Source organism: uncultured Helcococcus sp. (assembly GCF_946998255.1).
GTDB lineage: Bacteria > Bacillota > Clostridia > Tissierellales > Peptoniphilaceae > Helcococcus.
This window is the reverse complement of the sequence record NZ_CAMPYN010000001.1, coordinates 1-25,575: the sequence shown is the minus strand read 5'-3', so window position 1 is coordinate 25,575 and position 25,575 is coordinate 1. Positions and strand designations below refer to the sequence as shown.

Annotated in this window: 27 protein-coding genes; 21 read left to right on the top strand and 6 right to left on the bottom strand. The window is 28.7% G+C overall.

Annotated elements, in window-relative coordinates; all coding sequences use genetic code 11:
- Window positions 1-2: 2 nt before the first annotated feature.
- Genes Q0U66_RS00135 through Q0U66_RS00095 form a run of 9 tightly spaced genes read left to right on the top strand, consistent with a single transcriptional unit; the run spans window position 3 to window position 7,329 of the window.
- Window positions 3-242 (top strand): DUF1292 domain-containing protein, encoded by a 240-nt coding sequence (locus tag Q0U66_RS00135; RefSeq protein ID WP_297376175.1) that lies wholly within the window; start codon window positions 3-5, stop codon window positions 240-242.
- Between the two features lie 20 nt (window positions 243-262).
- Window positions 263-1,942 carry a ribonuclease J gene (locus Q0U66_RS00130; RefSeq protein ID WP_297376172.1) on the top strand — a complete coding sequence of 560 codons (1,680 nt, stop codon included), beginning with the start codon at window positions 263-265 and terminating at the stop codon, window positions 1,940-1,942.
- A 10-nt stretch (window positions 1,943-1,952) separates the two neighbouring features.
- Complete coding sequence (locus Q0U66_RS00125) at window positions 1,953-2,861, top strand: YitT family protein (protein WP_297376169.1); 909 nt, start codon at window positions 1,953-1,955, stop codon at window positions 2,859-2,861.
- Entirely contained in the window at window positions 2,824-3,666 is an 843-nt protein-coding gene (locus Q0U66_RS00120) for a S1-like domain-containing RNA-binding protein (protein WP_297376166.1), read from the top strand. The genes Q0U66_RS00125 and Q0U66_RS00120 overlap by 38 nt, the downstream gene beginning before the upstream one ends.
- Window positions 3,667-3,674: 8 nt before the next feature.
- On the top strand, window positions 3,675-4,418 hold the full coding sequence (locus Q0U66_RS00115; RefSeq protein ID WP_297376162.1) for a peptidylprolyl isomerase: 744 nt from the start codon (window positions 3,675-3,677) through the stop codon (window positions 4,416-4,418).
- Window positions 4,418-5,863, top strand: coding sequence for an aminoacyl-histidine dipeptidase (locus Q0U66_RS00110; RefSeq protein WP_297376159.1), 1,446 nt, complete (start codon window positions 4,418-4,420; stop codon window positions 5,861-5,863). The genes Q0U66_RS00115 and Q0U66_RS00110 overlap by 1 nt, the downstream gene beginning before the upstream one ends.
- Before the next feature lie 48 nt (window positions 5,864-5,911).
- A complete protein-coding gene (locus Q0U66_RS00105) occupies window positions 5,912-6,349 on the top strand; it encodes a DUF1292 domain-containing protein (protein ID WP_297376157.1) in 438 nt (145 codons plus the stop codon).
- A gap of 24 nt (window positions 6,350-6,373) precedes the next feature.
- Entirely contained in the window at window positions 6,374-6,790 is a 417-nt protein-coding gene (locus tag Q0U66_RS00100) for a hypothetical protein (protein ID WP_297376154.1), read from the top strand.
- The gene (locus Q0U66_RS00095; RefSeq protein ID WP_297376151.1) at window positions 6,790-7,329 is read left to right on the top strand and encodes a DUF6648 family protein; all 540 of its coding nucleotides are present in this window, start codon (window positions 6,790-6,792) and stop codon (window positions 7,327-7,329) included. The genes Q0U66_RS00100 and Q0U66_RS00095 overlap by 1 nt, the downstream gene beginning before the upstream one ends.
- 71 nt (window positions 7,330-7,400) lie before the next feature.
- On the opposite strand, the gene Q0U66_RS00090 is transcribed toward Q0U66_RS00095, so the two are convergent.
- Complete coding sequence (locus tag Q0U66_RS00090) at window positions 7,401-7,778, bottom strand: hypothetical protein (RefSeq protein ID WP_297376148.1); 378 nt, start codon at window positions 7,776-7,778, stop codon at window positions 7,401-7,403.
- A gap of 71 nt (window positions 7,779-7,849) precedes the next feature.
- Here Q0U66_RS00090 and Q0U66_RS00085 point away from each other — a divergent pair, with 71 nt between their 5' ends.
- The 4 genes from Q0U66_RS00085 (at window position 7,850) to Q0U66_RS00070 (ending at window position 12,383) form a co-directional block, all read left to right on the top strand.
- Window positions 7,850-8,791 carry an RluA family pseudouridine synthase gene (locus Q0U66_RS00085; RefSeq protein WP_297376145.1) on the top strand — a complete coding sequence of 314 codons (942 nt, stop codon included), beginning with the start codon at window positions 7,850-7,852 and terminating at the stop codon, window positions 8,789-8,791.
- Window positions 8,784-9,479 carry a response regulator transcription factor gene (locus Q0U66_RS00080; protein WP_297376142.1) on the top strand — a complete coding sequence of 232 codons (696 nt, stop codon included), beginning with the start codon at window positions 8,784-8,786 and terminating at the stop codon, window positions 9,477-9,479. The genes Q0U66_RS00085 and Q0U66_RS00080 overlap by 8 nt, the downstream gene beginning before the upstream one ends.
- 92 nt (window positions 9,480-9,571) lie before the next feature.
- Window positions 9,572-10,903 (top strand): HAMP domain-containing sensor histidine kinase, encoded by a 1,332-nt coding sequence (locus tag Q0U66_RS00075; RefSeq protein WP_297376140.1) that lies wholly within the window; start codon window positions 9,572-9,574, stop codon window positions 10,901-10,903.
- Window positions 10,887-12,383 carry a hypothetical protein gene (locus Q0U66_RS00070; protein WP_297376137.1) on the top strand — a complete coding sequence of 499 codons (1,497 nt, stop codon included), beginning with the start codon at window positions 10,887-10,889 and terminating at the stop codon, window positions 12,381-12,383. The genes Q0U66_RS00075 and Q0U66_RS00070 overlap by 17 nt, the downstream gene beginning before the upstream one ends.
- Window positions 12,384-12,499: 116 nt before the next feature.
- Here the strand turns inward: Q0U66_RS00070 and Q0U66_RS00065 are convergent, their stop codons facing one another.
- The 3 genes from Q0U66_RS00065 to rpmB form a co-directional block, all read right to left on the bottom strand.
- A complete protein-coding gene (locus Q0U66_RS00065; protein ID WP_297376134.1) occupies window positions 12,500-12,886 on the bottom strand; it encodes a hypothetical protein in 387 nt (128 codons plus the stop codon).
- Window positions 12,887-12,895: 9 nt separating this feature from the next.
- The gene (locus Q0U66_RS00060) at window positions 12,896-13,930 is read right to left on the bottom strand and encodes a hypothetical protein (protein ID WP_297376131.1); all 1,035 of its coding nucleotides are present in this window, start codon (window positions 13,928-13,930) and stop codon (window positions 12,896-12,898) included.
- A gap of 413 nt (window positions 13,931-14,343) precedes the next feature.
- Entirely contained in the window at window positions 14,344-14,559 is a 216-nt protein-coding gene (gene rpmB, locus Q0U66_RS00055) for a 50S ribosomal protein L28 (protein ID WP_297376128.1), read from the bottom strand.
- 124 nt (window positions 14,560-14,683) lie between these two features.
- Between rpmB and Q0U66_RS00050 the strand changes: the two genes are divergently transcribed.
- Genes Q0U66_RS00050 through Q0U66_RS00025 form a run of 6 tightly spaced genes read left to right on the top strand, consistent with a single transcriptional unit; the run spans window position 14,684 to window position 20,185 of the window.
- Window positions 14,684-15,034, top strand: coding sequence for an Asp23/Gls24 family envelope stress response protein (locus Q0U66_RS00050; RefSeq protein ID WP_297376124.1), 351 nt, complete (start codon window positions 14,684-14,686; stop codon window positions 15,032-15,034).
- Window positions 15,035-15,044: 10 nt separating this feature from the next.
- Window positions 15,045-16,688 (top strand): DAK2 domain-containing protein, encoded by a 1,644-nt coding sequence (locus Q0U66_RS00045; RefSeq protein WP_297376121.1) that lies wholly within the window; start codon window positions 15,045-15,047, stop codon window positions 16,686-16,688.
- A gap of 1 nt (window position 16,689) precedes the next feature.
- A complete protein-coding gene (locus Q0U66_RS00040; RefSeq protein ID WP_297376238.1) occupies window positions 16,690-18,675 on the top strand; it encodes an ATP-dependent DNA helicase RecG in 1,986 nt (661 codons plus the stop codon).
- A gap of 6 nt (window positions 18,676-18,681) precedes the next feature.
- The gene (gene rsmD, locus Q0U66_RS00035; RefSeq protein WP_297376118.1) at window positions 18,682-19,230 is read left to right on the top strand and encodes a 16S rRNA (guanine(966)-N(2))-methyltransferase RsmD; all 549 of its coding nucleotides are present in this window, start codon (window positions 18,682-18,684) and stop codon (window positions 19,228-19,230) included.
- A complete protein-coding gene (gene coaD / locus Q0U66_RS00030) occupies window positions 19,227-19,703 on the top strand; it encodes a pantetheine-phosphate adenylyltransferase (RefSeq protein ID WP_297376115.1) in 477 nt (158 codons plus the stop codon). Before rsmD ends, coaD begins: the two co-directional genes overlap by 4 nt.
- A gap of 8 nt (window positions 19,704-19,711) precedes the next feature.
- On the top strand, window positions 19,712-20,185 hold the full coding sequence (locus tag Q0U66_RS00025) for an ATPase (protein WP_297376112.1): 474 nt from the start codon (window positions 19,712-19,714) through the stop codon (window positions 20,183-20,185).
- A gap of 45 nt (window positions 20,186-20,230) precedes the next feature.
- On the opposite strand, the gene mprF is transcribed toward Q0U66_RS00025, so the two are convergent.
- Both mprF and Q0U66_RS00015 read right to left on the bottom strand, forming a co-directional pair.
- A complete protein-coding gene (gene mprF / locus Q0U66_RS00020) occupies window positions 20,231-22,810 on the bottom strand; it encodes a bifunctional lysylphosphatidylglycerol flippase/synthetase MprF (RefSeq protein ID WP_297376109.1) in 2,580 nt (859 codons plus the stop codon).
- 19 nt (window positions 22,811-22,829) lie between these two features.
- Window positions 22,830-23,996 (bottom strand): nucleotidyltransferase family protein, encoded by a 1,167-nt coding sequence (locus Q0U66_RS00015; protein WP_297376106.1) that lies wholly within the window; start codon window positions 23,994-23,996, stop codon window positions 22,830-22,832.
- Between the two features lie 108 nt (window positions 23,997-24,104).
- Here Q0U66_RS00015 and Q0U66_RS00010 point away from each other — a divergent pair, with 108 nt between their 5' ends.
- Window positions 24,105-25,301 (top strand): acetate kinase, encoded by a 1,197-nt coding sequence (locus Q0U66_RS00010; RefSeq protein ID WP_297376103.1) that lies wholly within the window; start codon window positions 24,105-24,107, stop codon window positions 25,299-25,301.
- Window positions 25,302-25,385: 84 nt separating this feature from the next.
- Complete coding sequence (rpmF, locus tag Q0U66_RS00005; RefSeq protein ID WP_103980979.1) at window positions 25,386-25,571, top strand: 50S ribosomal protein L32; 186 nt, start codon at window positions 25,386-25,388, stop codon at window positions 25,569-25,571.
- The last annotated feature ends 4 nt before the right edge of the window (window positions 25,572-25,575 follow it).

Sequence of the window (25,575 nt, the reverse complement as noted above, 5' to 3'; positions counted from 1 at the left end):
TTATGGATAATTTAGATCAATATATTGAAATTACTGATGGAGATACAACATTGAATCTACTTCTTTTAGACACATTTGGAGTAGATGATAAAGACTATGCAGCTTTACTAAATGAAGAAGTAGAAGAATTATATATTTTTGAGATTGAAACTGAAGGAGATGAAGCTGTATTTTATCCAATAGAAGATGATAAAGAGTTAGATGAAATCCTTGCTGTATATGCTGAACTTTTAGAAGATTAAATTAGATTGAAAGGTTAAATATGGCAAGATATTATAAAAAGAAAAAAAATCAAACAATAAAAATTATTCCTTTAGGCGGTGTTGGTGAAATTGGAAAAAATATGACCGCAGTTGAATATAACAATCAAATATTCATTATAGATGCAGGTACAACTTTCCCTGATGATTCAATGCCTGGTGTAGATATAGTTATACAAGACTTTACCTACTTAGAGGAAAACAAAGATAAGATAAAAGCTTTACTAATAACACATGGTCATGAGGACCACATTGGTGCAGTACCATACTTATTAAAGAAGATAAACACAAGAGTTTATAGTACAAGACTTACAAATGGATTAATCCAAGGAAAATTAGAAGAACATGGTTTACCAACAAACATGTTAAAAAATGTATCTCCTGGTCAAACAATTAGACTAGGTGATGTTGATGTTGAATTTATTTCTGTAAACCACTCCATTCCTGCAGCTTGTGCTATAGCCCTTCATACAGAAGTTGGAACTATACTTTTCACAGGTGACTTCAAGGTTGACTATACACCTATAGATGGTGTTCATATGGACTTACAAAGACTTGGTGAACTTGGTAGACAAGGTGTACTAGCTATGTTAAGTGATTCAACTAATGTAGAGAGATCTGGATATACAATGAGTGAAGTTTCCATCAGAGAAACTTTTAAGAAAGTTTTCTCAGAAGCTGAAGGACGTATTTGTGTAGCTACTTTTGCATCAAACCTACACCGTGTACAACAAGTATTTGACGCTGCTGAATACCATAAGAAAAAAATATTTATATCAGGTAGGTCAATGGTAAGAAATATTGGGATAGCTGTTGAACTAGGTTATTTAAGAGTTAAGAAAGATACTATTCAAGATATTAGTAAGATTAACAAGTTTAAAGATAATGAAATTGTTATGTTGACTACTGGTAGTCAGGGTGAACAAATGGCTGCTCTTACTAGAATGGCTAGGGGAGACCACAGGCAATTAAAATTGGAAAAAGGGGATACAGTAATTATTTCTGCATCTCCAATACCAGGTAATGAAGAATCAGTTTCTACAGTTATAAACAACCTAGCAAAATTAGGTGTTAAAACTGTTTACTCAGCCCTAGCAGATGTTCACGTTTCAGGACACGCATCTAGGGAAGAACTAAAGCTAATGCTTGCCTTGGTTAGACCTAAATACTTTATTCCTGTCCACGGTGAACTTAGACATCAAATCATGCACAAAGAACTTTATGTATCTATGGGGGCTAAAGAAAAAGATTGCTTCATATTAGAGCTTGGTGATGTCCTAGAATTAACTAATAATTCTGCAAAGATTGTTGGCAAAGTGCCAGCAGGAAAAGTTTTAGTTGATGGTTTAGGTATAGGTGATGTTGGTAATATTGTCTTAAAAGATAGGCAAAAATTATCTGATGATGGTATTATCACAGCTTCAATGGTATGGGATAGCAAAGCTAAAAAGATTGTTGGTAATCCACAAATTTTATCAAGAGGATTTGTGTATGTTAAAGATTCCCAAGATTTGATGGATGGAGCTTATAAAATTTTAGGTAAACTTAAGAATGAAATTAACAACAAAAAGATTACTGATGTATCAGAAATGAAACGTCAAGTAATCGATAGGTTAAAATCATATACAAGAAAGGAATTAAATAGAGACCCTATAATATTAATAATGATCTCTGAAATATAAGGAGGTATAGATGAAAGAATCTATAATAAATAGAAAAAGAATAGAATCCATATTTTTTATTTTAGTAGGTACATTTATAATGACGACAGGTACAATATTTTTTAATATACCATTAAAAATTGCAGCTGGCGGAGTTACTGGTTTTGCCCAAGTAATTAATTATTACATACCTAATTTAAATATTGGTTTGACCATGGGGGTATTAAATGTTATTTTACTCTTGGTCGGCTATATGGTTATTGGTAAAGAATTTGGATTATATACTATTATAGGGGCTGGCTCATATTCTGGTTTTATGACTATATTTGATGCTTTGATAGATATAAAAGAACCTATCTTAGGAGACAATTTAGCTAATCTAATCTTAGGTGCTGTTCTAATAGGTCTGGGACTAGCTATAGTATTTAGACAAAATGCATCAACGGGTGGAACCGATGTTTTAGCTAAAATATTAGAGGCTAAGATGGGAATATCAGTTAGCAAAGGGATGTTGATAGTAGATGCCTTTGTAATAGCCTTAGCTGGTCTTACTTTTGGTTTGCAATCTGGTATTTATGCCTTTATGTCCCTATATATAACAACATGGGTCCTAGATAATACTATCGCTGGATTTAACTCAAAAATTCAAATGGTTATTGTATCTAAAGAAATTGATAATATTAATAATTTTATCCACAAAGAAATTAACAGAGGTACAACTTTTTACGATGCTAGAGGTGGATATACTAAAAAAGAACAAAATGTACTAGTATCTATAGTTGATACAAAACAGTATATTAAAATAAGAAATTATATTGATAGTATAGATGACGATGCATTTGTATATATAACTAACATAAATGAAGTTATAGGATATGGTTTCTCAAGAGAGGCGGCAAACAATGTACAAGTTAGGGAAAACGCAAACGCTAATAATTAAAAGGATTACTAGTATCGGTGCTTTTTTAGGAGAAACTATTGATTCAGATGATAAAGATGATGTTTTAATACCTAAAAAGTACCTAAGAAAAAATAAAGAAGTAGGCGATAGCCTAGAAGTATTTATTTATAAAGACAATCAAAACAGACCTATAGCAACTAGCAAAAAACCCAAGGCTGAAGTAGGAGACTTAGCAATTTTACAAGTGGTAGACACTACTAAAATAGGAGCTTTTCTTGATTGGGGATTGGACAAAGATCTTTTATTACCCTTTGAAGAACAAGTAGGTCAGATAAAAAAATATGATTACCACCTAGTCGGAGTTTATATCGATAAGTCCGATAGGTTAACTGCCACTATGAAGGTCGATGATTATTTTGCTAACGATGGAAAAATAAAAGAAGATGATTGGGTAGACGGTATTATTTATGCCTATGATTCATCTTATGGTGCCTTTATATTAGTTGAAGGTAAGTATAATGGAATGCTACATCAGGATGAAATAACAGGTGTACCTAAAGTTGGCGATAGTATAAGGTTAAGGGTTAAAAAAGTTAAAGAAGATGGTAAACTAGACCTTACCTACAACAATAGAGCTCATGTGGAGCTAAATAAAGATGCTAATTTGATTTACAAGACATTATCAGATAATGGTGGGTATTTAAAGGTTAATGATAAGAGCGATCCGAAGCTTATAAGATCTGTCTTCAACATGTCGAAGTCTCAATTTAAGAGATCTATAGGAAGATTGTACAAACAAAGAAAGATTAACATTACTAAAGATGGTATAAAATTACTTAAATAGGAGGATATATGTCAAATAAAGTTTATTACAGAGTGAATGGAAAAGAAATAACACAAGATATGGTTCATGATTTTGTACACAGCATGGGACCACAAGGTCAAAGTTTCCATAACGAAGAAGGGTTTAAACAAGTAGCAGAAGAGTTACTAAACCAAGAGCTTTTTTACTTAGACGCAAAAGAAAATGAATTAGAAAAAGATGAAGATTTTATAAAAGAGTTAGATTTACTAAAAGATCAATTCTTAAAACAATATGCAATCAGAAAGTTTTTAGATAATGTTTCTGTAACTGAAGAAGAAGTGAAAGAAATGTATGAAAACAACAAAGATTCATTAAAAGATGTGTATAAGTTTAAGGCATCACATATACTAGTTGATGATGAAGAAAAGGCTAAAGAAATTAAAGAAAAATTAGATAATGGTGAAAGTTTTGAAGACCTCGCTAAAGAGTTTTCAAAAGATGGCTCAGGAAGTTTAGGTGGATCTTTAGGAGAATTCTACAGTGGACAAATGGTACCAGAATTCGAAAATGCTTTATTAGAATTATCAATTGATGAAATTTCAAATCCTGTTAAGAGTCAATTTGGATACCATATTATAAAATTAGAAGACAAGTCTGTAGAAAGAGAAAACACTTATGAAAACTATAAGGATGATATTCAAAGAAATCTAAAAATGTCAAAACAACAGGAAGAATATTTCAATAAAACTAATGAATTAAAAGATAAATATAAAGTAGAAAGAGTTGACTAATGGAACAATTAAAACAATCAACTGCTTATGCAGTATTTAAAAATTTTGAAAAAATATCACAAATACCAAGATGTTCAAATGATGAAGAAAAAATATCTGAGTTTATATATGATTTTGGTAAGAGATTAGGTTTAGATACAAAAAGAGATGATACCGGTAATGTACTAATAGTAAAGCCAGCAAGTCCTTCTTTTGAAGGTCATGACCCAGTTATTTTACAAGCCCACTTAGATATGGTTTGCGAAAAAACTGAAGACTCACTTCATAATTTCGCCTGTGATCCTATCGACATAGTTGTAGATGGAGACTTTATTAAAGCAAAAGATACAACCCTTGGTGCAGATGATGGGGCTGGCGTAGCCTTGATGATGGCAATACTAGAAGACAATAAATTAGAGCATCCAAAGTTGGAATGTATTTTCACAACTACAGAAGAGACAGGTATGGATGGTGCTTTAGCTTTATCAGACCAGTGGTTAACTGGTAAAAACTTAATTAACTTGGATAACGAAGAAGATTGGATTGTTATAGTAGGTTGTGCAGGAGGAATAAATGCATACCTAAATTTAGATATTAACTTTGTTGAAGCAAGAGATCTAAATAATTTCCAAATTAAAGTTTCAGGACTAAGAGGTGGACACTCTGGATCTACAATAGGTGAAGCTAGGTTAAATGCTATAAAATTATTAGATTCTCTATTGATTAAGCTTCAAAATGAACTTCCTATTAAGTTGAGTAAAATTGAAGGGGGCTCAAAACATAATGCTATTCCTTCAATGGCAAATGCTATTATAGGGGTAGAAGCTGAAAATATAGGTAGTCTAAAAGAACATTTTGAAGCTATTAGCCTAGAATTAAAAGACCTATATCTAAAAAGAGAATTAGATTTAGAATTTACTTTAGAAGAAGTAGAAAAAGAAGATGATTTATACATTGATGATGAACAAGCTAAATTGATATTAAGATCTTTATCAACTTTCCCACATGGAGTAAATAGTTATGATAAAGAATTAAATATTGTTAGATCTTCAAATAACTTAGCCAAAGTAAGAACAACAGAAAACAGTTTTTATATAGAAACATCAATTAGAAGTTCGCATGATCAAGACCTAGAAGATTTAAAAGATACTGTAAAAAAACAAGCTGAAATATATGGATACAAGATAAGATTTTCCGAAGGATATCCTATGTGGAAACCTGAATTCGAAACTGAATTATTAGATAAGGCTGTAAAAACATATAAATCAATAAGAAATGAAGATATGGAAGTATTAGTAATCCATGCAGGACTAGAAACAGGAATATTAAGTCAAAAATATCCTGATGTTCATATGATAGCTATAGGACCTACAATTACAGGCGCACACACACCTAATGAACAATGGTCAATATCTTCTACAGAATTTGTATTTGAATATTTGAAAACGTTATTAAAAAATTTGTAAAAGTCTCCTAAAAAGTGTATATTTAAATAAAGGAATGTAGGAGGTTTTATGGACAAAGATTTAAATTATGATGACGATTATTCTAACCCATATGATGGATTAGAGATATACGATGATATGGATGAATTCGATATCGATGATAGTGATTATGACGAATTTGAAGCTCTAGAAGACTATGAAGATTTTGAAACTATCATTTTGACTTTGGAAGACGACCGTGAGCTTGAATGTGTAATACTCGCTGAGTATGAAATTGATGGTCAAGACTATGTAGCCTTACTACCAGTCGAAAATGATGATGATGAAATATTGTTGTATAGGGCAAATTATACAGAGGATAGTAATCCTTTTGAAGTAGAGTTGATCGAAGACGAAGATGAATTTAATCTTGCTGTAGATGCCTACTATGAAGTTGTAGATTCCCTTGACCACCATCATGAATGTGGTGATGATTGTGATCACGATCATGACCACGATCATGAATAAATATAATAGAAAAGGATGTGTTATATGATTACTTTAATTTTAGGAAAATCAGGAAGTGGAAAAACAAAACACCTTATTGAAAATGCCAACAATGAAAAGGCAAGAGGTAACGGTAATATAGTATTTATAGATACTGATGACTCACATATATTCACATTAGACTATGCTGTGAGACTTATAAATGCTAAAAACTTCCACATTGACAATGTAGAAAGTTTATATGGATTTATTTCAGGTATAGTTTCAAGAGACTATGATATTGAAAAAATATACTTAGATGGTATATACGAAATTATTGATTTTTCCGATGAAGACTTAAGAACTTTAGTAGAAAAGTTAAATATGTTAACAAAGGATAATGATTTAGAAATCTTGATGGGATTAGATAAACACGAAGAAGAATTACCTGAAGGACTAGAAGTAGAAATTAAGGTATTATAGTGTGCAAATCTGAAAAAGATAAATTAGATCGATTTATAGAGCTTAGAAATTTATATATAGATTTATTAGAAAACAAATCTATAAATAAACAAGAATTTAACCACAAAAACAATGAAATTTTTCAATTAATAAATCTAAGACCCTTCGTGGTCTTAGATTCTTTTGAAAAAGCCTTATATAATTATAATTATTATAATTCTAAGGCGAAGCTTGATATGGAAAATTATAATAGACATAGAAATAGTAAAAATAATAGGAAAGCTAGGATAGCATTAAATAATTGTTCTAATAACTATTGTCTAAAAGATGATTCTGTAATGGCGATGATATCATTAGAAAGTCCTCAATATATAGATGCTTATTATATTAATATGCAATCAAAAAAATTAGCGGATCAAATTTTCGAAATTAATTTTACTAATAAATACAGAATAATTTTACATACTAAAAATATTAAAATTAAAAATACTTTAGAAGCTATGGGATGTTTTGATGAAAAATATAGAGACTCCTTGATAGCATCATATGTAAATAATTAAAAGGAGCCATACGAATAATAAATTCGTAATAGCTCCTTTGTTTTATCTAATATTATTTTATAATATATAAACTAATGTACTATAAGTATTTCTTTTATTTTTTCAAAATCCATATCTTTTTCAAGTTCAAAAGTTCCAGAATTAAATATAGCATCTTTGTCAGTAAAAGAATCCATGAATTTTTCTTTGTCTTTTATAATACCATATGAAAGTAATATTTCACTAGCTTGGTCTAAGTTGACACCGGACGGTATACTTACATTAATTTTACTTTCCTCTATGGTTTCTGTTTGATTGGCACTGACATTGGATACAATAGCTTCAGTATTATGTTCAATGTTAATTAATTGATCCATACTAAAATATATAAGATATATGGCACCTATTGCTACTAAAACAGATAAAAGTATATCGCTAAAATTATAGAAAAAATCTTTTATATATTTCATCATATCTCCTTTCATCTACTCATTATTACTCAAGTATGCTACAATAATAACATAAAAAGGATTAAAAATAAATGAGAAAAATTAAGATAGAATCTAACGATTCACAGCAAACATTGATAAAATTTCTTAATAAATATTTAAACAAGGCACCGAATTCGCTCTTGTATAAATGGATAAGAAAGAAAAAAATAAAAGTAAATAAAAAAAGAGTTGAATCTAATTATAAATTAAAAGAAGGGGATATTCTTTACCTATATATTTATGATGAAGAATTGGAAAAATGGATGGAAGAAAATAAGCCGTTTAAGTCTCTAATAGATGTAGATATTGCCTTCGAAAATTCTGATGTAATGATTATGGATAAAGACCAAAATATCCTTGTTCATGCTGCAGATAAGTCAGATTATGGAAAAAACTTAGTGGATTTTATGATAGATTTAATGATTTCAAATGGAGAATATATTCCTAGGCTTGAAACTAGTTTTAGACCGGCAATTGTCAATAGATTAGACAGAAATACAAGAGGTCTAGTTATAGGTGCAAAAAATAGAGAAAGTTTACTAAAGCTAAACCAAGAGCAGGAAAAAATATCTAAATTTTACCTAGCAATCGTACATGGAAAGATTGATAAAAAAATTGAAATTATAAATCAATTAGAAAAAGACGATAACAACCAAGTACATGTTGTAAAATCTGGGAAAAAATCAAAAACTATAATTAGACCTATACAGTTTAATGATGATTATTCTTTGGTAGAGATAGAATTGTTAACTGGTAGGACCCATCAAATTAGAGTTAGCTTATCCGATATAGGTCATCCTATCTTAGGTGATAGGAGATATGGTATCGAAGATAGGGATAAGAGGTATAAAGACCAGCAATTGGTAGCTTATAAGCTTGATTTTAGCAAGGATATATCTGTATCTAGTCTTAGGGGAAAAGTAATAAAAAGTAAATATGAAAAATATATTTATAATTTATATGAAAATTTAGTAGGAGAAGTAAATGACTAAGAAAATTTTGTTAGTTGAGGACGAATTAGCTATAAGAAAATTTACAAAAATAAATATTGAAAAAGCAGGCTATGAAGTTTTAGAAGCTGGGTCAGGTGAAGAAGGTGTGGAAATAGCCTTTAAGGAAAAACCAGATGTAGCCATATTAGATGTTATGCTACCAGGGATTGATGGTTTTGAAGTGTGTGATATTTTAAGAAATGAAATGCCTGGAATAGGTATTATCATGCTTACAGCAAAATCTCAAGATGTAGATAGGATATTAGGATTAGAAAAAGGGGCTGATGATTATATGAATAAGCCTTTTAATCCACAAGAGTTAATATTAAGAATAAATTCATTAATTAGAAGATTAGATTTTTCTCATAATTTTGAAAGTTCGAATAATTCTAGCTTAGAATATGGACCATTTAAATTAGATTCTTATTCTAAACAATTCACTAAAGATGGAGTTGTAATAGATCTTACTCCTACAGAATTATCATTAATAAAAATATTTATGGAAAATGAAGGTAAAGCATTTACAAGAGAAGATCTACTTGAGAAAGCTTGGGGAAATGATAGCAAGGCTGATACCAAGATTATTGACGTAAACATTAGAAGAATCAGAACTAAAATAGAGGATGATTCTGCCAAACCAAAATATTTACATACAGTATGGGGCGTAGGTTATAGATGGGGAAATTAGCAGATTACATAAATCAGAAAAAAGAAAGCTTAAAGTTTAGTTTAATTTTTTATTATATGCTAATATTCTTTATATTTGTATCAGTGTTTGTGGTGTTTTCTTTTTTTTCAGTTAGAGATTATTACTACAATACTTTAAAAAACAATATGCTTTCTCAATCTATTTACTCAACGGAATTATATGATTCATATATTTCTTCTTACACTTTAAGTGATGTAGTATTGAACGAAAGATTTGAATTTTTAAATAATATAGATGGTCAAGTTCAATTATTAGATAATAATGGTTTAGTCTATTATGATAGCTTAGGTTCATCTGTGGTAGGGGAAAAAGCTATTGATCCAAATAGTCTACTAAAAGATAATGAATCTTATAAGTTTATAATAGATAATATTCATAATAAAATGTCATTAAATTATCCTATTACAACAAATAATAGTCAAATAGGTATATTGAGAACTATTACTTCTTTGGATCAAGTAAACTTTGAAATAGGAAAAAGAATGGTCATATTTATATTATTTGGATTAATTTCCTTACTTTCTGGCTTTGCTTTATTATATTACTTTAGTGGTAAATTATTGAAGCCTGTAAATATGTTAACAAGTTTAGCTAGGAAATTATCAAATGGTCAATATGAGGAAAAATCAAATATGCCATATGCTGGTGAAATTGGTGAATTAGCTGAAGTTATGGATCAATTAAGTGAAAATATTTTGCTTAAAGAAGAAATGAAAAATGATTTTATATCTTCTGTATCACATGAACTTAGGACACCTTTGACATCAATCAAAGGTTGGGCATTAACTTTGCAAGATTCAAGCTTAGATGATGAAACCAGAAATGAAGGTTTAAAAATTATAGAATCTGAATCAGACAGATTATCTGACATGGTAGAAGATTTATTAGATTTTTCAAGATTTACATCTCCATCATTTACTTTAAGTAAATCGAAATTAGATTTAATTCCTATTGTGAAAAACATCGTAAAGCAAATGAAACCAAGAAGTACTCAAAAAGAAGTGGATCTAATTTTAGATTATACTGATAGTGAAGTTATTTTAATTGCCGATGAAAACAGATTGAAGCAAGTGTTTATTAATATCATAGATAACGCTATAAAATTTACTGATGCAGGTGGCAGCGTTGTAGTGTCACTTGAAATTGATAAAGAAAAACGCATTGTTAAATGTAGTGTTATTGACTCAGGAATTGGTATAAGTGAAGAAGAAATTAAAAAAGTTACAACTAAATTTTATAAAGGTTCATCAGCTCAATCTAGGACAGGTCTAGGTTTATCTATTTGTGAAGAAATAATAGTAAAACATAATGGAATATTAGAAATATCAAGTGTTTTAGATAAAGGGACAACAGTTTCTTTTGAGCTACCATTAGCGGAGGATGAAGATGTTGAAGAAGAATAAAATATTGTTGTTATTGCTTTCATTGCTATTACTAGTTTCATGTTCAAAAAAGGATAATAGAGATAATGATAAGTTAAATATTATAAATAAACCTGAAGTTGCTTTAGGTATACAGGGTATTTGGGAAAAAGTATACGAATATAATATTGCTGATGAGAAAACATTAGAAAATATTGAAGCGGAAGAATTATTTATTTCCAAAGAGGTGGTAAATTTTAAGGACTCATACATATTAGATCCTAAAATTAATTCAAGACTAGTTAATTATGACTTATATATGAAAAACAAAATTACTAATCCACCAAAAGAAATTGGTCAAAGTGATGTTATGATAAAGGTATATGAGTTATCTAATAATGTAGCCATATCTCAAGAATTTATACTCTTACCTGATTCAAGACTGCTTACTATATATCTAGGTAATATTAGTATTTACGATAAAAAAAGTGAAGTAAGTAAAAGTGTAGCCCAAGAAAAATACGAACAAGTTAAAGGTATGATAACAGGTAATCAAGGAGCAAATGATAGAAAATTTGCCTTGGCCATATCTTTTAGGCAAAGAGATACTGCTGTAAGTAATTTTACTAAGCACAATTATTACACTTATTATATGAAAAAAAATAAAGATGATGAATCCCCAGACGTATTAAAAGTAAGGGATATTGTTTTACCTAAAACAACAGACTTGTGGACTGTTGAACAAGAAATCTTAGATAATAGAGATGGTTCCTTTAACCATCAAAAATTAACTGCCAATCCAACTTTTTCTGAAGAAAATAAAAAAACAAATTCTATTCAGGATAATTTATATAGAAGGATAGACTATGTTGATAAGGATTATATAGCTGTTACAAATTTCGACCATAGTAAAAGCAATATATCGGAAAGTTATAATATATTTGATATCCAAGAACTATCAAAAAAATCACCATTACAAATAAGTGAAATAGCTGGTCCTAACGGTGTTGAAATATATCAAACAACATTTAAGGAAAATGCCAATCTAATTTTCACTAGTCAAGATTTAAACTCTATAGATTTGAAAGCAGATTTATCCAGAGTTGGACTCCAAAGAATTAGGAATGGTTGGAAATTTATATCAGGTATAGACCAAGAAATAAGTTCTACTAGCGGAAATAGAATATACAGAAAGTTTGATTTGAATATAACACCTATAATCAATATTGCTAAAACTCAAGCTACAAAACTTACATGGAGAGATATCTTAGAAAGAAGACCAAATGCTATAGATGCAACAATATCTCCAGAAAATGATTTTGTATTGATTCAATCAAGGGATACTTTGGAACTATACCCAATTTATTATAACTTTATTAGTAGCAATCCGCTTTTTACTATTCATAACACTGAAGACTATGAAATAGTTATGGCAGAATGGATAGGAGATAAAAATATAGATGACATATATAATGAGTTTTCTAAGCTTCCACAAGTAAACAATCATATTGTATATGAATAATAGAATTACTAGTAAATAATTAGCCCCAGAACTTTGATTTCTGGGGCATTAATATATTTTTCGAATTTTAACGCTCAGCTATATGAATATATAAGTTTTGAAAGTAAGTATTTATCTTATTTATTTTTAAATAAATATAGTAAATCATTCTTATTTAAATTATTTGAAATATACATTTTATCATCTAAATAAATTATATTATCCGATATTGAAAAAAAAATATCTTTATCAGATTTTATTCTTATTAAATATTGCCAACCTTTTGTGCCGTCATATTCTTTTTCCTCTACAATATTGTAGGATAAAATCTTGTCTAGGAATTTTTTATAATCTTTTTTTTCCAGTACAAGATCTGATTTATCTTCAGTCATCGTTGTTTCTACAACTATTTTTTGTACCTTATCCTCTTTAATATCCAATATATCAGACAATTTTTTATTTTGGCAAGCTACTAGTATAAGTAATGTAAATATAAGAGTAACTATATATATTATTTTTCTCATATAATACCTCTATTTTTCAAAGTATATTAATCCATCAAATGATGCTGATTTTATATTTACCCAAACATCATTATTTTTCCAGCCGTCATTTACTATTATATAATCTGAACTACTTGTATGACCAAAATTCATTTCAGCATAGCCATGAGCTATTATCCAGTGATTTCTAAATTTTTTATCATTTAGTGTTCCTACAATTACAGGTCTATTTCTATCTATCCTATTTACTAATCTATAATAGCTGAAATAATTTAATGATACTACTGAATTGTTTATGCCTCTATCTCTAAAATACCTATTTAAACCATTTTTTAAATTTGAATATCCAGTACGACCATAGCCTACATATTTTTGCATTAGACTAATTAAGTTATTTTTTGATATTTTTGAAGAACTTACGTAATTTTTATCTATATAATCATAATAGTATCGCATTGTAATTGCACTAGCAATTGATCCACAATTATTACCATCTATATACCAAGTTTTCAATGTGCCGGGTAATTTTTTTATAGTATTTAAGTTACCATAAGGCACTACATCATTATTAGAGTTTTTGTATGTGAATAAATTTAGTTCTTCTAAATTAATTTTTTTATTAGCATAAATATTTGCAAAATTATGTTTTTCTATAATTGTTGAATCTTTAATGTTTAAAGCAGTATTTAAATCTTTTTTACTATAGTAATTTAATGGACCGTTATATATAGGATTTTTTACATTATTAAATGGATTTTTGCGTTCTAAACTAAATTCTGGTACAGTGAAATCGTTAATATTTACAATAATATATCCTGTTTTATCTAATGAAAATAAAACTGCTTCAATATCACCATTTAAATTTTTTAATAAGGTTAAATTATTTAGATTTGAATTTTTATCTAAACTTGTAAGTAAATTATTGGCAACTTCTTTAGTCTTTTCTATTCTTTTATCGAATTCAGCAACAGTATTATGATTTTCTATAGTAAACGCAAAACTCACACTTGGTACTATAATTACGATTGCTAGAATGACACTAAGTAACATCAAAAGTTTTTTCATAATGATCCTCCTTCATGGATTATATAAAAAAATAAATTATATTTTCATCGATACTATTTATTATCCAATGATTAGATATTTGCTGACCAATTATATTATGAGTAGAATTAATATGTAGAAATTCAAGATTTTAGTCCATAGTTTTACCTCTCTTTCTTAATTAAGTTTTATAGTTTTTTATTAGAATAAAGGATAAAGTACTCATTGTTAATATTATAACATAAGTTAATGAAAATATATACAAAAATGTATTTAAATTCTATTTTATACAAGTTACCATAATTAAATAAGCACATAGTATTTAAATAATAGGATTACTAGTAAATAATTAGCCCCAGAACTTTGATTTCTGGGGCATTACTTTTATAATTTATTTAAAATAAAAATGGATGACTGAGTCATCCAAATTAAAATTATTCACCATCAACTTGTGTGTCTGTTACAGGTCTTTCAACTAAGCCTGACTTGATAGCTTCTGTAGATACCCAGATTTTTTTTACCTTACCATCTACAACAGCTCTAACTCTCTTTAAGTTTGGCTTAAAAGCTCTTTTATTCTTCTTGTTTGAGAAAGACACATAGTTACCTGATTTTTTCTTTTTACCTAGGTAAAAGCATTCTTTTGCCATTGTTTCCTCCTGTTTGACTGATTTTACTATTACTCGAGTTATTATACCATAGTTATATAAATTATTGCAAGTTATTGTTATGACTGATATAATTTAGTTATTAATCGAATAATAGGAGGAGAAGATGTCAGCTATAATTAATAATAAATACGGTGAAATTGTTTTAGATGAAAAAGTTATTGCAACTTTAGCAGCTGAATCTGCACAAGAATCTTATGGTATCGTAGGCTTAGTAGCTCAAAATACAAAAGATGGCTTATTTGAATTATTAAAAGTTGGAAATAAAACTAAGGGGGTAAATGTTACTATTAATAATAATGTAGTGGATATTGACCTTAGTGTTATGTTAGAATTTGGAGTTAGAATATCTGTAGTAGCAGATAATATTATAGAAAAAGTAAAATATACTGTAGAAAACAATACAGGGCTAAAGGTAAATTCTGTGAACATAATTGTTCAAAGAATTAGGATTTAATGGAGGTATGATGAATAGTTTAAACTATGAAGATTTAAGATTAGCCATTCGTGGCGCTCAAACAAATCTTGAATCAAACAAGGAATATGTTAATGGATTAAACGTATTTCCGGTTCCAGATGGAGATACTGGAACAAACATGTCCTTGACTATGAAATCAGTAATAAATAAATTAGCAGAATCTGAAAATACTATGGAGTCAGTTGCTAAGGCTCTATCTAATGGTTCTCTTATGGGAGCCAGAGGTAATTCAGGAGTTATTTTATCTCAATTATGCCGTGGTATGGCTACAGTTTTTCAACAAGTTGATAAGATAGAAATAATAAATTTAGTAGAAGCATTTGAATCAGCAAAAGAAACAGCTTATAAGGCAGTATTAAAACCTACTGAAGGTACAATTTTAACTGTATCTAGAAAAATTGCTGAATTTGCTAGGGCAGAATATATCAAATATGATGATATTATTCTATTCTTATCAGATTCTATAAGAGCTGGACAAAGAGCCTTAGACCAAACACCAGAAATGCTACCTGTATTAAAAGAAGCTGGAGTAGTAGATGCTGGTGGCCAAGGATTGGTATTATTACTTGAAGGTGTTTATAAAGCTTTAATTGGTGAAGAGATAGTTTCAGATATTAGTACTGAAGATATTGAAAATATTAACTTGGCAAAAACAATAAGCCACCATTCAGATGTAAAACCAGAAGATATAATTTATGGCTATTGTACAGAATTTTTAATTCACCATGATGGTAGTCAATCATATGAAGATTTCAAAAATGAAATCATGAAATATGGTGATTCTATCGTATCTGTAGGTGATGATGAATTAATTAAAACTCATATCCATACTGATGATCCAGGTTTGATACTTTCATTAGCTAGAAAACGTGGAGAATTATCAGATATTAAAATTGAAAATATGAGATTCCAAAACGCAGAAGTTAATAAGCTTAAAGAAGCTCAAGAAAAAGAAGAGCATGTAAATTTAGTAAGAAAAGAATATGGTTTTGTAGCAGTATCCATTGGTGAAGGATTTAATGAAATATTTAACAGCTTAAATGTAGATAATATTATAGTTGGTGGACAAACAATGAATCCTTCTACAGAAGATATAGTTGAAGCTGTAAATAAAGTAAATGCTGACAATGTATTTATTTTCCCAAATAATAAAAATATTATTTTAGCTGCCAAACAGGCAGTAGATCTAGTTGATAACAATTTAGTAGTTGTAGAAACAAAATCTATACCTGAGTCTTTTGCTGCCTTGATTAATTTTAACAGTGAAAGTTCATTAGAAGATAATATTGAAACTATGAATGATGCTATCGAAGACCTTACTTCATTACAATTAACATTTGCAGTAAGAGATACAAAAAATGGAGACTTAGAAATCAAAAAAGATGATTTTATTGGTCTAAAAGATGGTGACATTATAGTAAAAGGAGAGAATTTAGAAGATACATTTATAGATTTAATTGATAAATCTATAGATGAAGATTCTGAAATTATAACTCTTTATTATGGGGAAGATGTAGATGAAGAAGATGCTGAAGATCTATATGAAAAATTAGAAGAAAAATTCTCTGATTTAGATATAGAATTAAACTTTGGTGGACAACCACTATATTACTATATAGCATCTATTGAATAATATGAATCTTTTGAATATCAAAGGGATAGGAAAAAAGAAAGAAGAAATCCTCAATAATATGGGGATTTTTTCTTTGTTAGACTTATATAAATATTTGCCTAAAAACTATGAAGATAGGTCTAAAAAGGTAGATGTAATAAATGCTGTCCCTGACATTAAACAATATTTTGAATTAAATATAATTGAAATTAGCAAAACTTATTTTTACGGGAAAAATAAGTCTGTAAGTAGGGCAAAAGCTAAGGATGAAACAGGATTTATTAATTTAATCTGGTATAATGATAGATTTACTCCAAGAAAAATTGTAGTTAATAAGACTTATAAATTTTTTGGTAAGTATGACCAAGAAAAAAATGCACTAATAAATCCATTAGTAGATAGCCTTAGTGATGATAATATAGGTTCTATAGTTCCTATATATAAGACTATAAAAGGTATATCTAATAAAGAATTAAGTAAATTTAAAGAGTATTTATTTACAAGTGAATTTATAATAGATGAATATTTAGATAAAGAAATTTTAAGCAAATATAAAATAGAAGAAATAAATACTATGTATAAAAATCTACATGATCCAAAGGATAATTTATCCTTATATGATTCTATATATAGTTATTATTTTAGAAATATACTGCTGGAAAAAATAGTATCTAAGATGTATAGAGACGAACTTAACAAAAAATCTCTTACTTATAAAATATATGATGTAAATATATTGAAAAATTATTTAGACTTTGCTTTGACTAAATCACAAGAACTTGCGATAAAAGATATATTTGCAGATATGGGAAGTAAAAGTAGGATGAATAGGCTGGTAATTGGTGATGTAGGCTCAGGTAAAACCCTTGTAGCTATATTTGCTGCTTATCAGGCTATCTTAAATTCTTACCAGGTAGCCTTCATGGCTCCAACTGAGATTTTAGCCCAACAACACTATGATAAACATAAAGGTTTATTCAATAAACTAGGTATTAAATCCGCTATTTTAACTGGCTCTACTAGTACAAAAGATAAAAAAATAATTTATGAAAAGCTAAAAAATTCTGAAATAGATATAATCTTTGGTACCCATGCACTTTATCAAGATAAGATTATCTATAGAAATCTTGGCTTAGTTGTGGTTGACGAGCAACAAAGGTTTGGTGTTAACCAAAGAAAAGCTATCATAGATAAGGGTGAAAGCCCAGAAATACTTTTGCTTTCTGCTACACCTATTCCAAGGACCTTGGCTTTAGCCTTATATGATGATTTATCTTTAACTTATATGGATACTATGCCATCAGATAGATTAGAAATAAAATCAGCTTATATGACTATATACCAGGAAAAGAAGTTTATTGATTTTGCCTATAAGCAAATTCTTGAAGGTAGGCAAGTTTACCTTGTTGTATCAAGAGTAGAAGATACTGATGATTTAGAATCTGTTCATTTAATGAAAAAGAAACTAGATAAGTATTTTAATAAAAAGATAAAGATAGAATGTTTATATGGTGAACTAGATTCTGAAAAAAAAATAGACATACAAAATAGATTTGCTAATGGTCAAATAGATATGCTTATAGCAACATCTATTGTAGAAGTAGGTATAGATGTCCCAAATGCAAATACAATGATTATTTATAATGCAAACCAGTTTGGTTTATCACAACTCCACCAGCTAAGGGGTAGGGTTGGTAGGTCTGATATACAATCATATTGTTTCTTTGTTAGTTCAGAGAAGATTAAAAATGATGAAAAACTAGATTTTATATCTAAAAACAATGATGGATTTAAGATTGCCAACAAAGACCTAGAAATGCGTGGTAGGGGTGATCTATATGGAAGAAACCAATCAGGATTTATATACATAGATAATTCATTATTATATAATGAACAATTACTAGCAGATGTAAATAAATTGATAAATGAAGACTTGAAAATTAATAGTAGTTTAGAGAAAATTATAAACGAGGAACTATATAAATATAAAGATATTATTATGAATTGAGGTAATATGGCTTTAAGAGTTATTAGTGGATTAAGAAAAGGGCATAAATTGAGAGGACCAATTGATTCTAGGGCTAGGCCTACGGAAGATAGGATAAAAGAATCCTTGTTTAATATTATCCAGCCTATAGATGAAGATGCTGTATGTTTAGACTTATTTGCAGCTACTGGTAATATAGGTATAGAGTTTTTAAGTAGAGGCGCTAAGAAAGTATACTTTTCAGAAAAAGACAGGTCTAATGTAAATGACCTAAAATGGAATCTAGACCATACCAAACTAGCAGATAAGGCTGAAATTTTAGAGTTTGATTATAAGAAAAATATTTTGACTATCAGAGAAAATATTGATTATGTTTATATTGATCCACCTTATGAGTCAGACTATTATATTGAAGCTCTTAAATTAATGGTGGATAGAAAGTATTTTAAAGATGCTTTATTTATATTAGAGTCAAATGATGACTATGATTACTCGAAAGATATTAAAGAATTAAATTTAGTATATGAGAAAAAATATGGAAAAAAACATTTAAAATTTTATAGGATGGAAGTATGAAGGTAGTATATCCGGGTAGTTTTGACCCAGTAACAAATGGTCACTTAGATATTATCAAAAGGGCTGCTAATATTTATGAAGAAGTTATAGTTTGTTTACTAATAAATCCAAGAAAAAATTATTTATTTGATATGGATGAAAGAATTGAAATGTTAGAAGAGTTATTGTATGATTATGATAACATTAAAATAGCTAAATATTCTGGACTACTTATTGATTTTGTTGAAGAAAATAATGTAGATGCGATTATTAGAGGCATCAGAGCTGTTTCTGATTATGAAACAGAATTACAATTGGCTCAAATGAATAAGTTCTATTCTAAAAATAATATAGAAACTTTATTTATGGTTGCAGAACCACAATATTCTTATTTATCATCAAGTATAGTAAAAGAAATAGCTTCATTTAATAGAGATGTATCGAAGCTAGTGCCAGAGAATGTAGCAAAAAAAATTAAAAGTAAATTTAATTAGGGGGAAATATGGATATTATTTCATTATTAGAAGAATTAGAAGAGTTAATGGATGATGCTAACTCAGTTCCTTTTTCAAAAAAAGTTTCAGTAAATCCTGAAGATGTTTACGGCATAATTAGTGATATGAAAGAAGCTATTCCACAAGAAATTAAGGATGCACAATGGGTAAATTCTGAAAGAGAAAGAATTTTAGCTGAAGCAAATTCACAAGCTGATGCTATGAAGGAAAAAGCAAAAGAAGATATTAAGAAAGGTTATGACGAAGCTAATAGAAAGATTAAACAATTAGTAAGTGAGCATAACATTACAGTGGAAGCAAATACTGAAGCAGAAAAAATTGTATCAGAAGCAAAAGCTACAGCCCAACAAATAGCTACAAATTCTTTAGCTTATGTTGACCAATTACTTACAAAAACTTCAGATGACCTAAAAAACACATTAAAAGTTATTGATGAAAATAGATCACAATTAAAATATTAATGATACGAAAAAACCGACCATGTGGTCGGTTTTATATTTTAAATATTACTTATTACTTTTGTTTCTTATTCTTTCTTCAATTAGATCTTCCATGCCATCATAAATATTAGCTTGCTTGTCACCATAGCCGTTAATTAGATTTATTTGCTTTATAAGTGTATCTATTAAATTAAACTCATCCTTATAGGCAAGGAATACTGATTTCCATTCAGGATTGTATTTGTTTTTAAACTTTCTTAAACCCTTGAAACCATATATTTTATTTCCGTATTTATAGACTAATTTTATAGCTTTTTCTTTTGTGGAAGCATACAATTTATTACCAATATTAGATAGGGGGGCTACACCTAGGTCGAAAGTATCATATCCTTCAGCTTTACCCCAATTAATTATTGATAAAAACATCATATCCATAAGACCAGAAGGCATGTCATTTACATGTCGCATAAGGTCAATTGAGAAAGTTTTGGTACCTTTAACAGGGAACATATTTGCAAATGCATAGATTTTATCATCATCTTCTATGGTGAATATTGGTGCTTCTTGTAGGTAAGTTCTATCAAAAGCTCCTACTGAAAACTGCATTTCTTTTCTTTTTCCTAACCATTCGATAGATATATCATTTAACTTATTTAAAAAGTCGTCAGAAAATGGAGGATTATTTACTTTGAATTTAAGTCCTAGTCCATCCATACTATTTAAAGTTCTCCTCATGATTTTAAATTTCTTACCTTCCATAGAGAAGCTATTTAGGTTTACTAGGGCAGTTTCACCTAGTTTAAGTAAGTTAAAGCCTTCATTTACAAAGTATTCTAAATATTGACCAGATATTTGATAAAAGGCTACATCCATTTTATGGGCAGATGCTAATTCAATTAATTCATCCATTGCATCTTCAAAATCTTCTACATGACCAGTAGGGTTACCAAAGACAAAAATTTTATCCTTATATGGTCTATATATCATAGATACTGTATTTTTACTATTGTAAAATACATTTTTATCTCCCATATAAAATGAATGACTTGTAAGTGCATATGGGTATTTTTCATGAAAGTCTTCAAATTTTTCTATATCTTTTTTTGTAACAGTTCTAAATGGCATATATCGTCTATCTAAACCTAAAAACATGGAATAAATTGAAATACTTATAAGTACTGGCATCATTGTCTTAAGTGGTTTTTGAGTCATATAGTTTAAGCTATATTTTCCAACCCCATTTATGAAATCAATTTTATGTTTGTAATTATATACTCCAGCTAAAATGGAGTAAAAAATAAAAAAGAAAACACTAGCTATTAATATTTTCTTTACAGATATTCTATCCGCTAAACCATCAAAATATTTTCTATTAACAAATAGGGCATAAATTAAAATTGCACATATTGTTATTTCCATGTAGCTTTGGCCATTTCGAATATATAGGACTATTAAAATGCTTAATAATAGTATTGATAAAACATGTGCCAATTTAACTCTATTTCTAATACCATTTGAAACTGCCATTAGAGAGAATCCAGCTATTAGGGTAATTTGTTTGTTGATTACCATCAAATATGTTGGGAATATCCTTCTTATAAACTTGTATTTTAAGAATATTCTTGGAAGTAGGATAGATGCTACAATTAAAGCTCCAACTACTAGCAAAACATAGGCTAAAATTTTACTTATTGAATTAGCTTTTTTAATAAAATCTTCACTATTTTGGCCTTTAGTATTTGAAACTAATAGAAGCAAACCTACAATCCAAGGGATAATTGTATAGCAAACTCTACATATCAATAAAGATAAAACTATATTTGGTGTTGAATATCCTATAAGTGAAAATAGGAATATTGCAGATGCCTCAAAGGCTCCTAAACCACCAGGTATCATTGATAGTAATCCTATTATAGTAGCTAAAACATAAACAGTAACTGCCTGTAAAATATGTATGTTAGGTTCGAAATATTTAATAGTTACAGCAAAAAATAAAGCTGCTAAAAACCATTCAAATGTAGATTGTAAAGTTATGTATAATCTAAGAGGTCTTTGCTCTCTTTTGAAAACTGATCCATCATCTTTTATGAAATGTGAAATTGGTAGTATATCTATAAAGATAAATACTATTACAAGTAGAAACATTATAAATAGTATAGGAACAAGACTATAGTATTTTTGTATTATTAAAGATATACTTGAAGGCAAGCCTAAAGAAAAGAGCCCTACCATATCAGAAAACAATACTATAAATAATATTCTATTAGTTAGCTTCTTGTCTATTTTATATTTATCATACATTAATTCCCTAAGGGTAAGACCAGCCATTCCAGCAAAACCTATAAAGTTACTGAAAGATTGGGAAATCCAACCTATCTTAAAGACTTCTTTGCTAGGTATGTCCATCTTATAATATTTAACTAAAAGAAAATCATATAGGGTTGCAAAAGAAAAACAAATGAGTCCAAAGACTACAAAAAATATTTTACTTTGTAGACTCATTTCATGCATCAAAACTTTGAGGTCATGCATATTAATATTTTTAATCTCTTTATTTGTCACATAAATTGTTATAGAAATTATAAATATTATAAAGATAGCCCTTATAACACTTTTATACTTGTCAAAAAAATTTTTAAATTTCATTATTTACTCCATTTTTAAACTATTTAATATAAGGCATATGGGTATAATCTAAGCTATTCAATTGCTTAGACCTTATATTATGTAGTTTATATGATTTCATGTCAATATTTACTAAATTTTTATTACAATTATCTTTAATATCAGTAAAATTATTTAATATTACAATTTCAGAATTATCTTTGATTTCTTTTAATACTTGTCTACCCTTGTCATTAAAGGCGAGAGGGCGAATATAATTTATTTTATCTAAAGAATTTACATCTTCAGTAGTAATATCAAGTAAATAATTAAAAATAAATCTTCTAAGTCTAGCCTTTGAATGCCTCTTATTGTGACTAAGGTCTATAGTCTCACTTAAAGTTTTATCAAAATTTTTATTTAATAAATTTAATATCCCTGGTTCATATCCAGCTATTTGACTAGGGTCTTTTTGTACTATGAAAGACTTGTAATAAAATAGATCACTATAGTTATCCAAAGAATACTTAATTGATTTCTCTAATTTTATTTTACTTTCTAAAGGTACATAGGCTGAAAAATCTTTATTTTCTTGCACAAGTTTTCTAATAGTGGTTGCAGATTGAAAAGCCTTATCTGATACTTTATCGTTATTATATCCATTATCATTTCTAAAAACTGGGAGTATATTTATATTGCTTTTCAACTCTCTTAAAGATTTATAATAATTAAAGGCGAGGGTATTGTTTGGCTCCTTTATAAAAGAACTATCAATACCTAGTTCATCCAAAGACCTTATATAAGAATGTTTATAGGATAAACCTTGGTCAATATATGTTTTTAATTTATTTTCTATCATATGAGTATTTAAATATATAGCTTCAAAATTTTCTATTAAACTAGTAAAATCTTTACTTTCAACCCCAAAAGATAAATAGTCTAATATATTCAAATTATTTAAAATCATTGTTGAATAGTAAGCGAAATAGTCAGCACTTTGTAAGGAAATTATGCTTGGCATTTCTAAAACCAAGTCAACACCGTTTTTTACTGCAATTTCTGCCTTATCAAATTTATTCAAAATAGAAGGCTCACCTCTTTGTACAAAAGAACCACTCATTAATACAATAATATTCGATTGAGGATATTTTTCTTTAATAGCTTTAATTTGATGAATGTGTCCCAAATGCATTGGATTGTATTCAGCGATAATACCTATATTTTTCATTTATACTCCTAAGCCTTTAATAAATCTGTCATTTTTGATATAATCAACTAGTATATTGATTATAATATTATAATATAAAAAAAATAATTTATGAAGATAGGAGTAAGAATGGATATATTAGTGTTAAATAGTGGTAGTTCATCATTGAAGTATCAATATATTAATTCTGTATCAGGAGAAGTTTATGGTAAGGGATTAATTGAAAGAATAGGTATTGAAGGTTCAAATATTGAGCATAAAAAACCTGGTTCAGAACCATATGTAATTGAAAGATACCTACCAAGCCATACAGAAGCGGTAAAATTATTATTTGAAGTTTTATTAGATAAGGAACATGGGATAATTAACAACCTAGATGATATCCAAGCTATAGGGCATAGGGTAGTTCATGGAGCTTCAATTACTGAACCAACATTAGTAAATGATGAAGTTTTAGAAACTTTAGAGTTCGCAAAGAGATTTGCACCATTACACAATCCAGGAGCTATTGCAGGAATCCAAGGGGTTGAAGCCTTGGCACCAGGAAAACCTAATGTAATTGTTGTTGATACAGGTTTCCATTCTGATATTCCACAAGAAAATGCCTTATATGCAATACCATACAAATATTACACAGAAGATAAGATTAAAAGATATGGTGCTCACGGTATAAGCCACAAGTACGTAACATTAAAAACAGCAGAATTAATGGAAAAAGACCCTGAAGAATTAAATGTAATAACAGTACACTTAGGTAATGGAGCATCTATAAGTGCTGTAAAAAATGGACATTGCTATGATACATCAATGGGACTTACACCATTAGAAGGTTTAGTAATGGGTACAAGATCTGGTGATTTAGATCCAGCTGTTGTGTTTACAATAGGTAAACAACACGACTTATCCTACGACCAAATGGATACCTTATTAAATAAGGAATCAGGATTATTAGGAGTTTCAGGAATCTCTTCAGACTTTAGAGATGTTACAGAAGCTGCAGAAGCAGGAAATGAAAGAGCTCAAATAGCCTTAGACATGTTTATAAATAGGGTTAAAAAGTATATAGGTGCTTACTCAGCCCTATTAGGAAGAGTTGACGCTATATCCTTTGCTGGTGGTATCGGTGAAAACTCAGACTTTGCTAGAGCTGAAATATTAAAAGGACTTGAAAACTTAGGTATAAGCATAGATCCTGCATTAAACGATGGCGCTAGGGAAGAAAAAGAAATTTCTGCAAAAGATAGTAAGGTAAGAGTATTTATTACTCCAACAAATGAAGAGCTAATGATAGCTAGAGAAACCCAACATATAGTAGAAAACTTATAAAATAATTGACAAAGACCGAAAATAGATATATAATAACGATTGTTATTTAAAAATGATTAAGATTAAGAGTTAGGAGGTGTTAGGATGGCAGTACCAAAGAGAAAAACATCTAAAGCTAAGAAAAATTCAAGAAGAGCTTCAGCATACAGATTAAATAAAGCAAATTTTGTCGTTGATAAAGAAACAGGCGAAGCAAGAATGCCTCATAGAGTTAGCCCATCAGGCTACTACAACGGTAGACAAGTAGTTGAAGTTGAAGACGAAGAATAAAAAA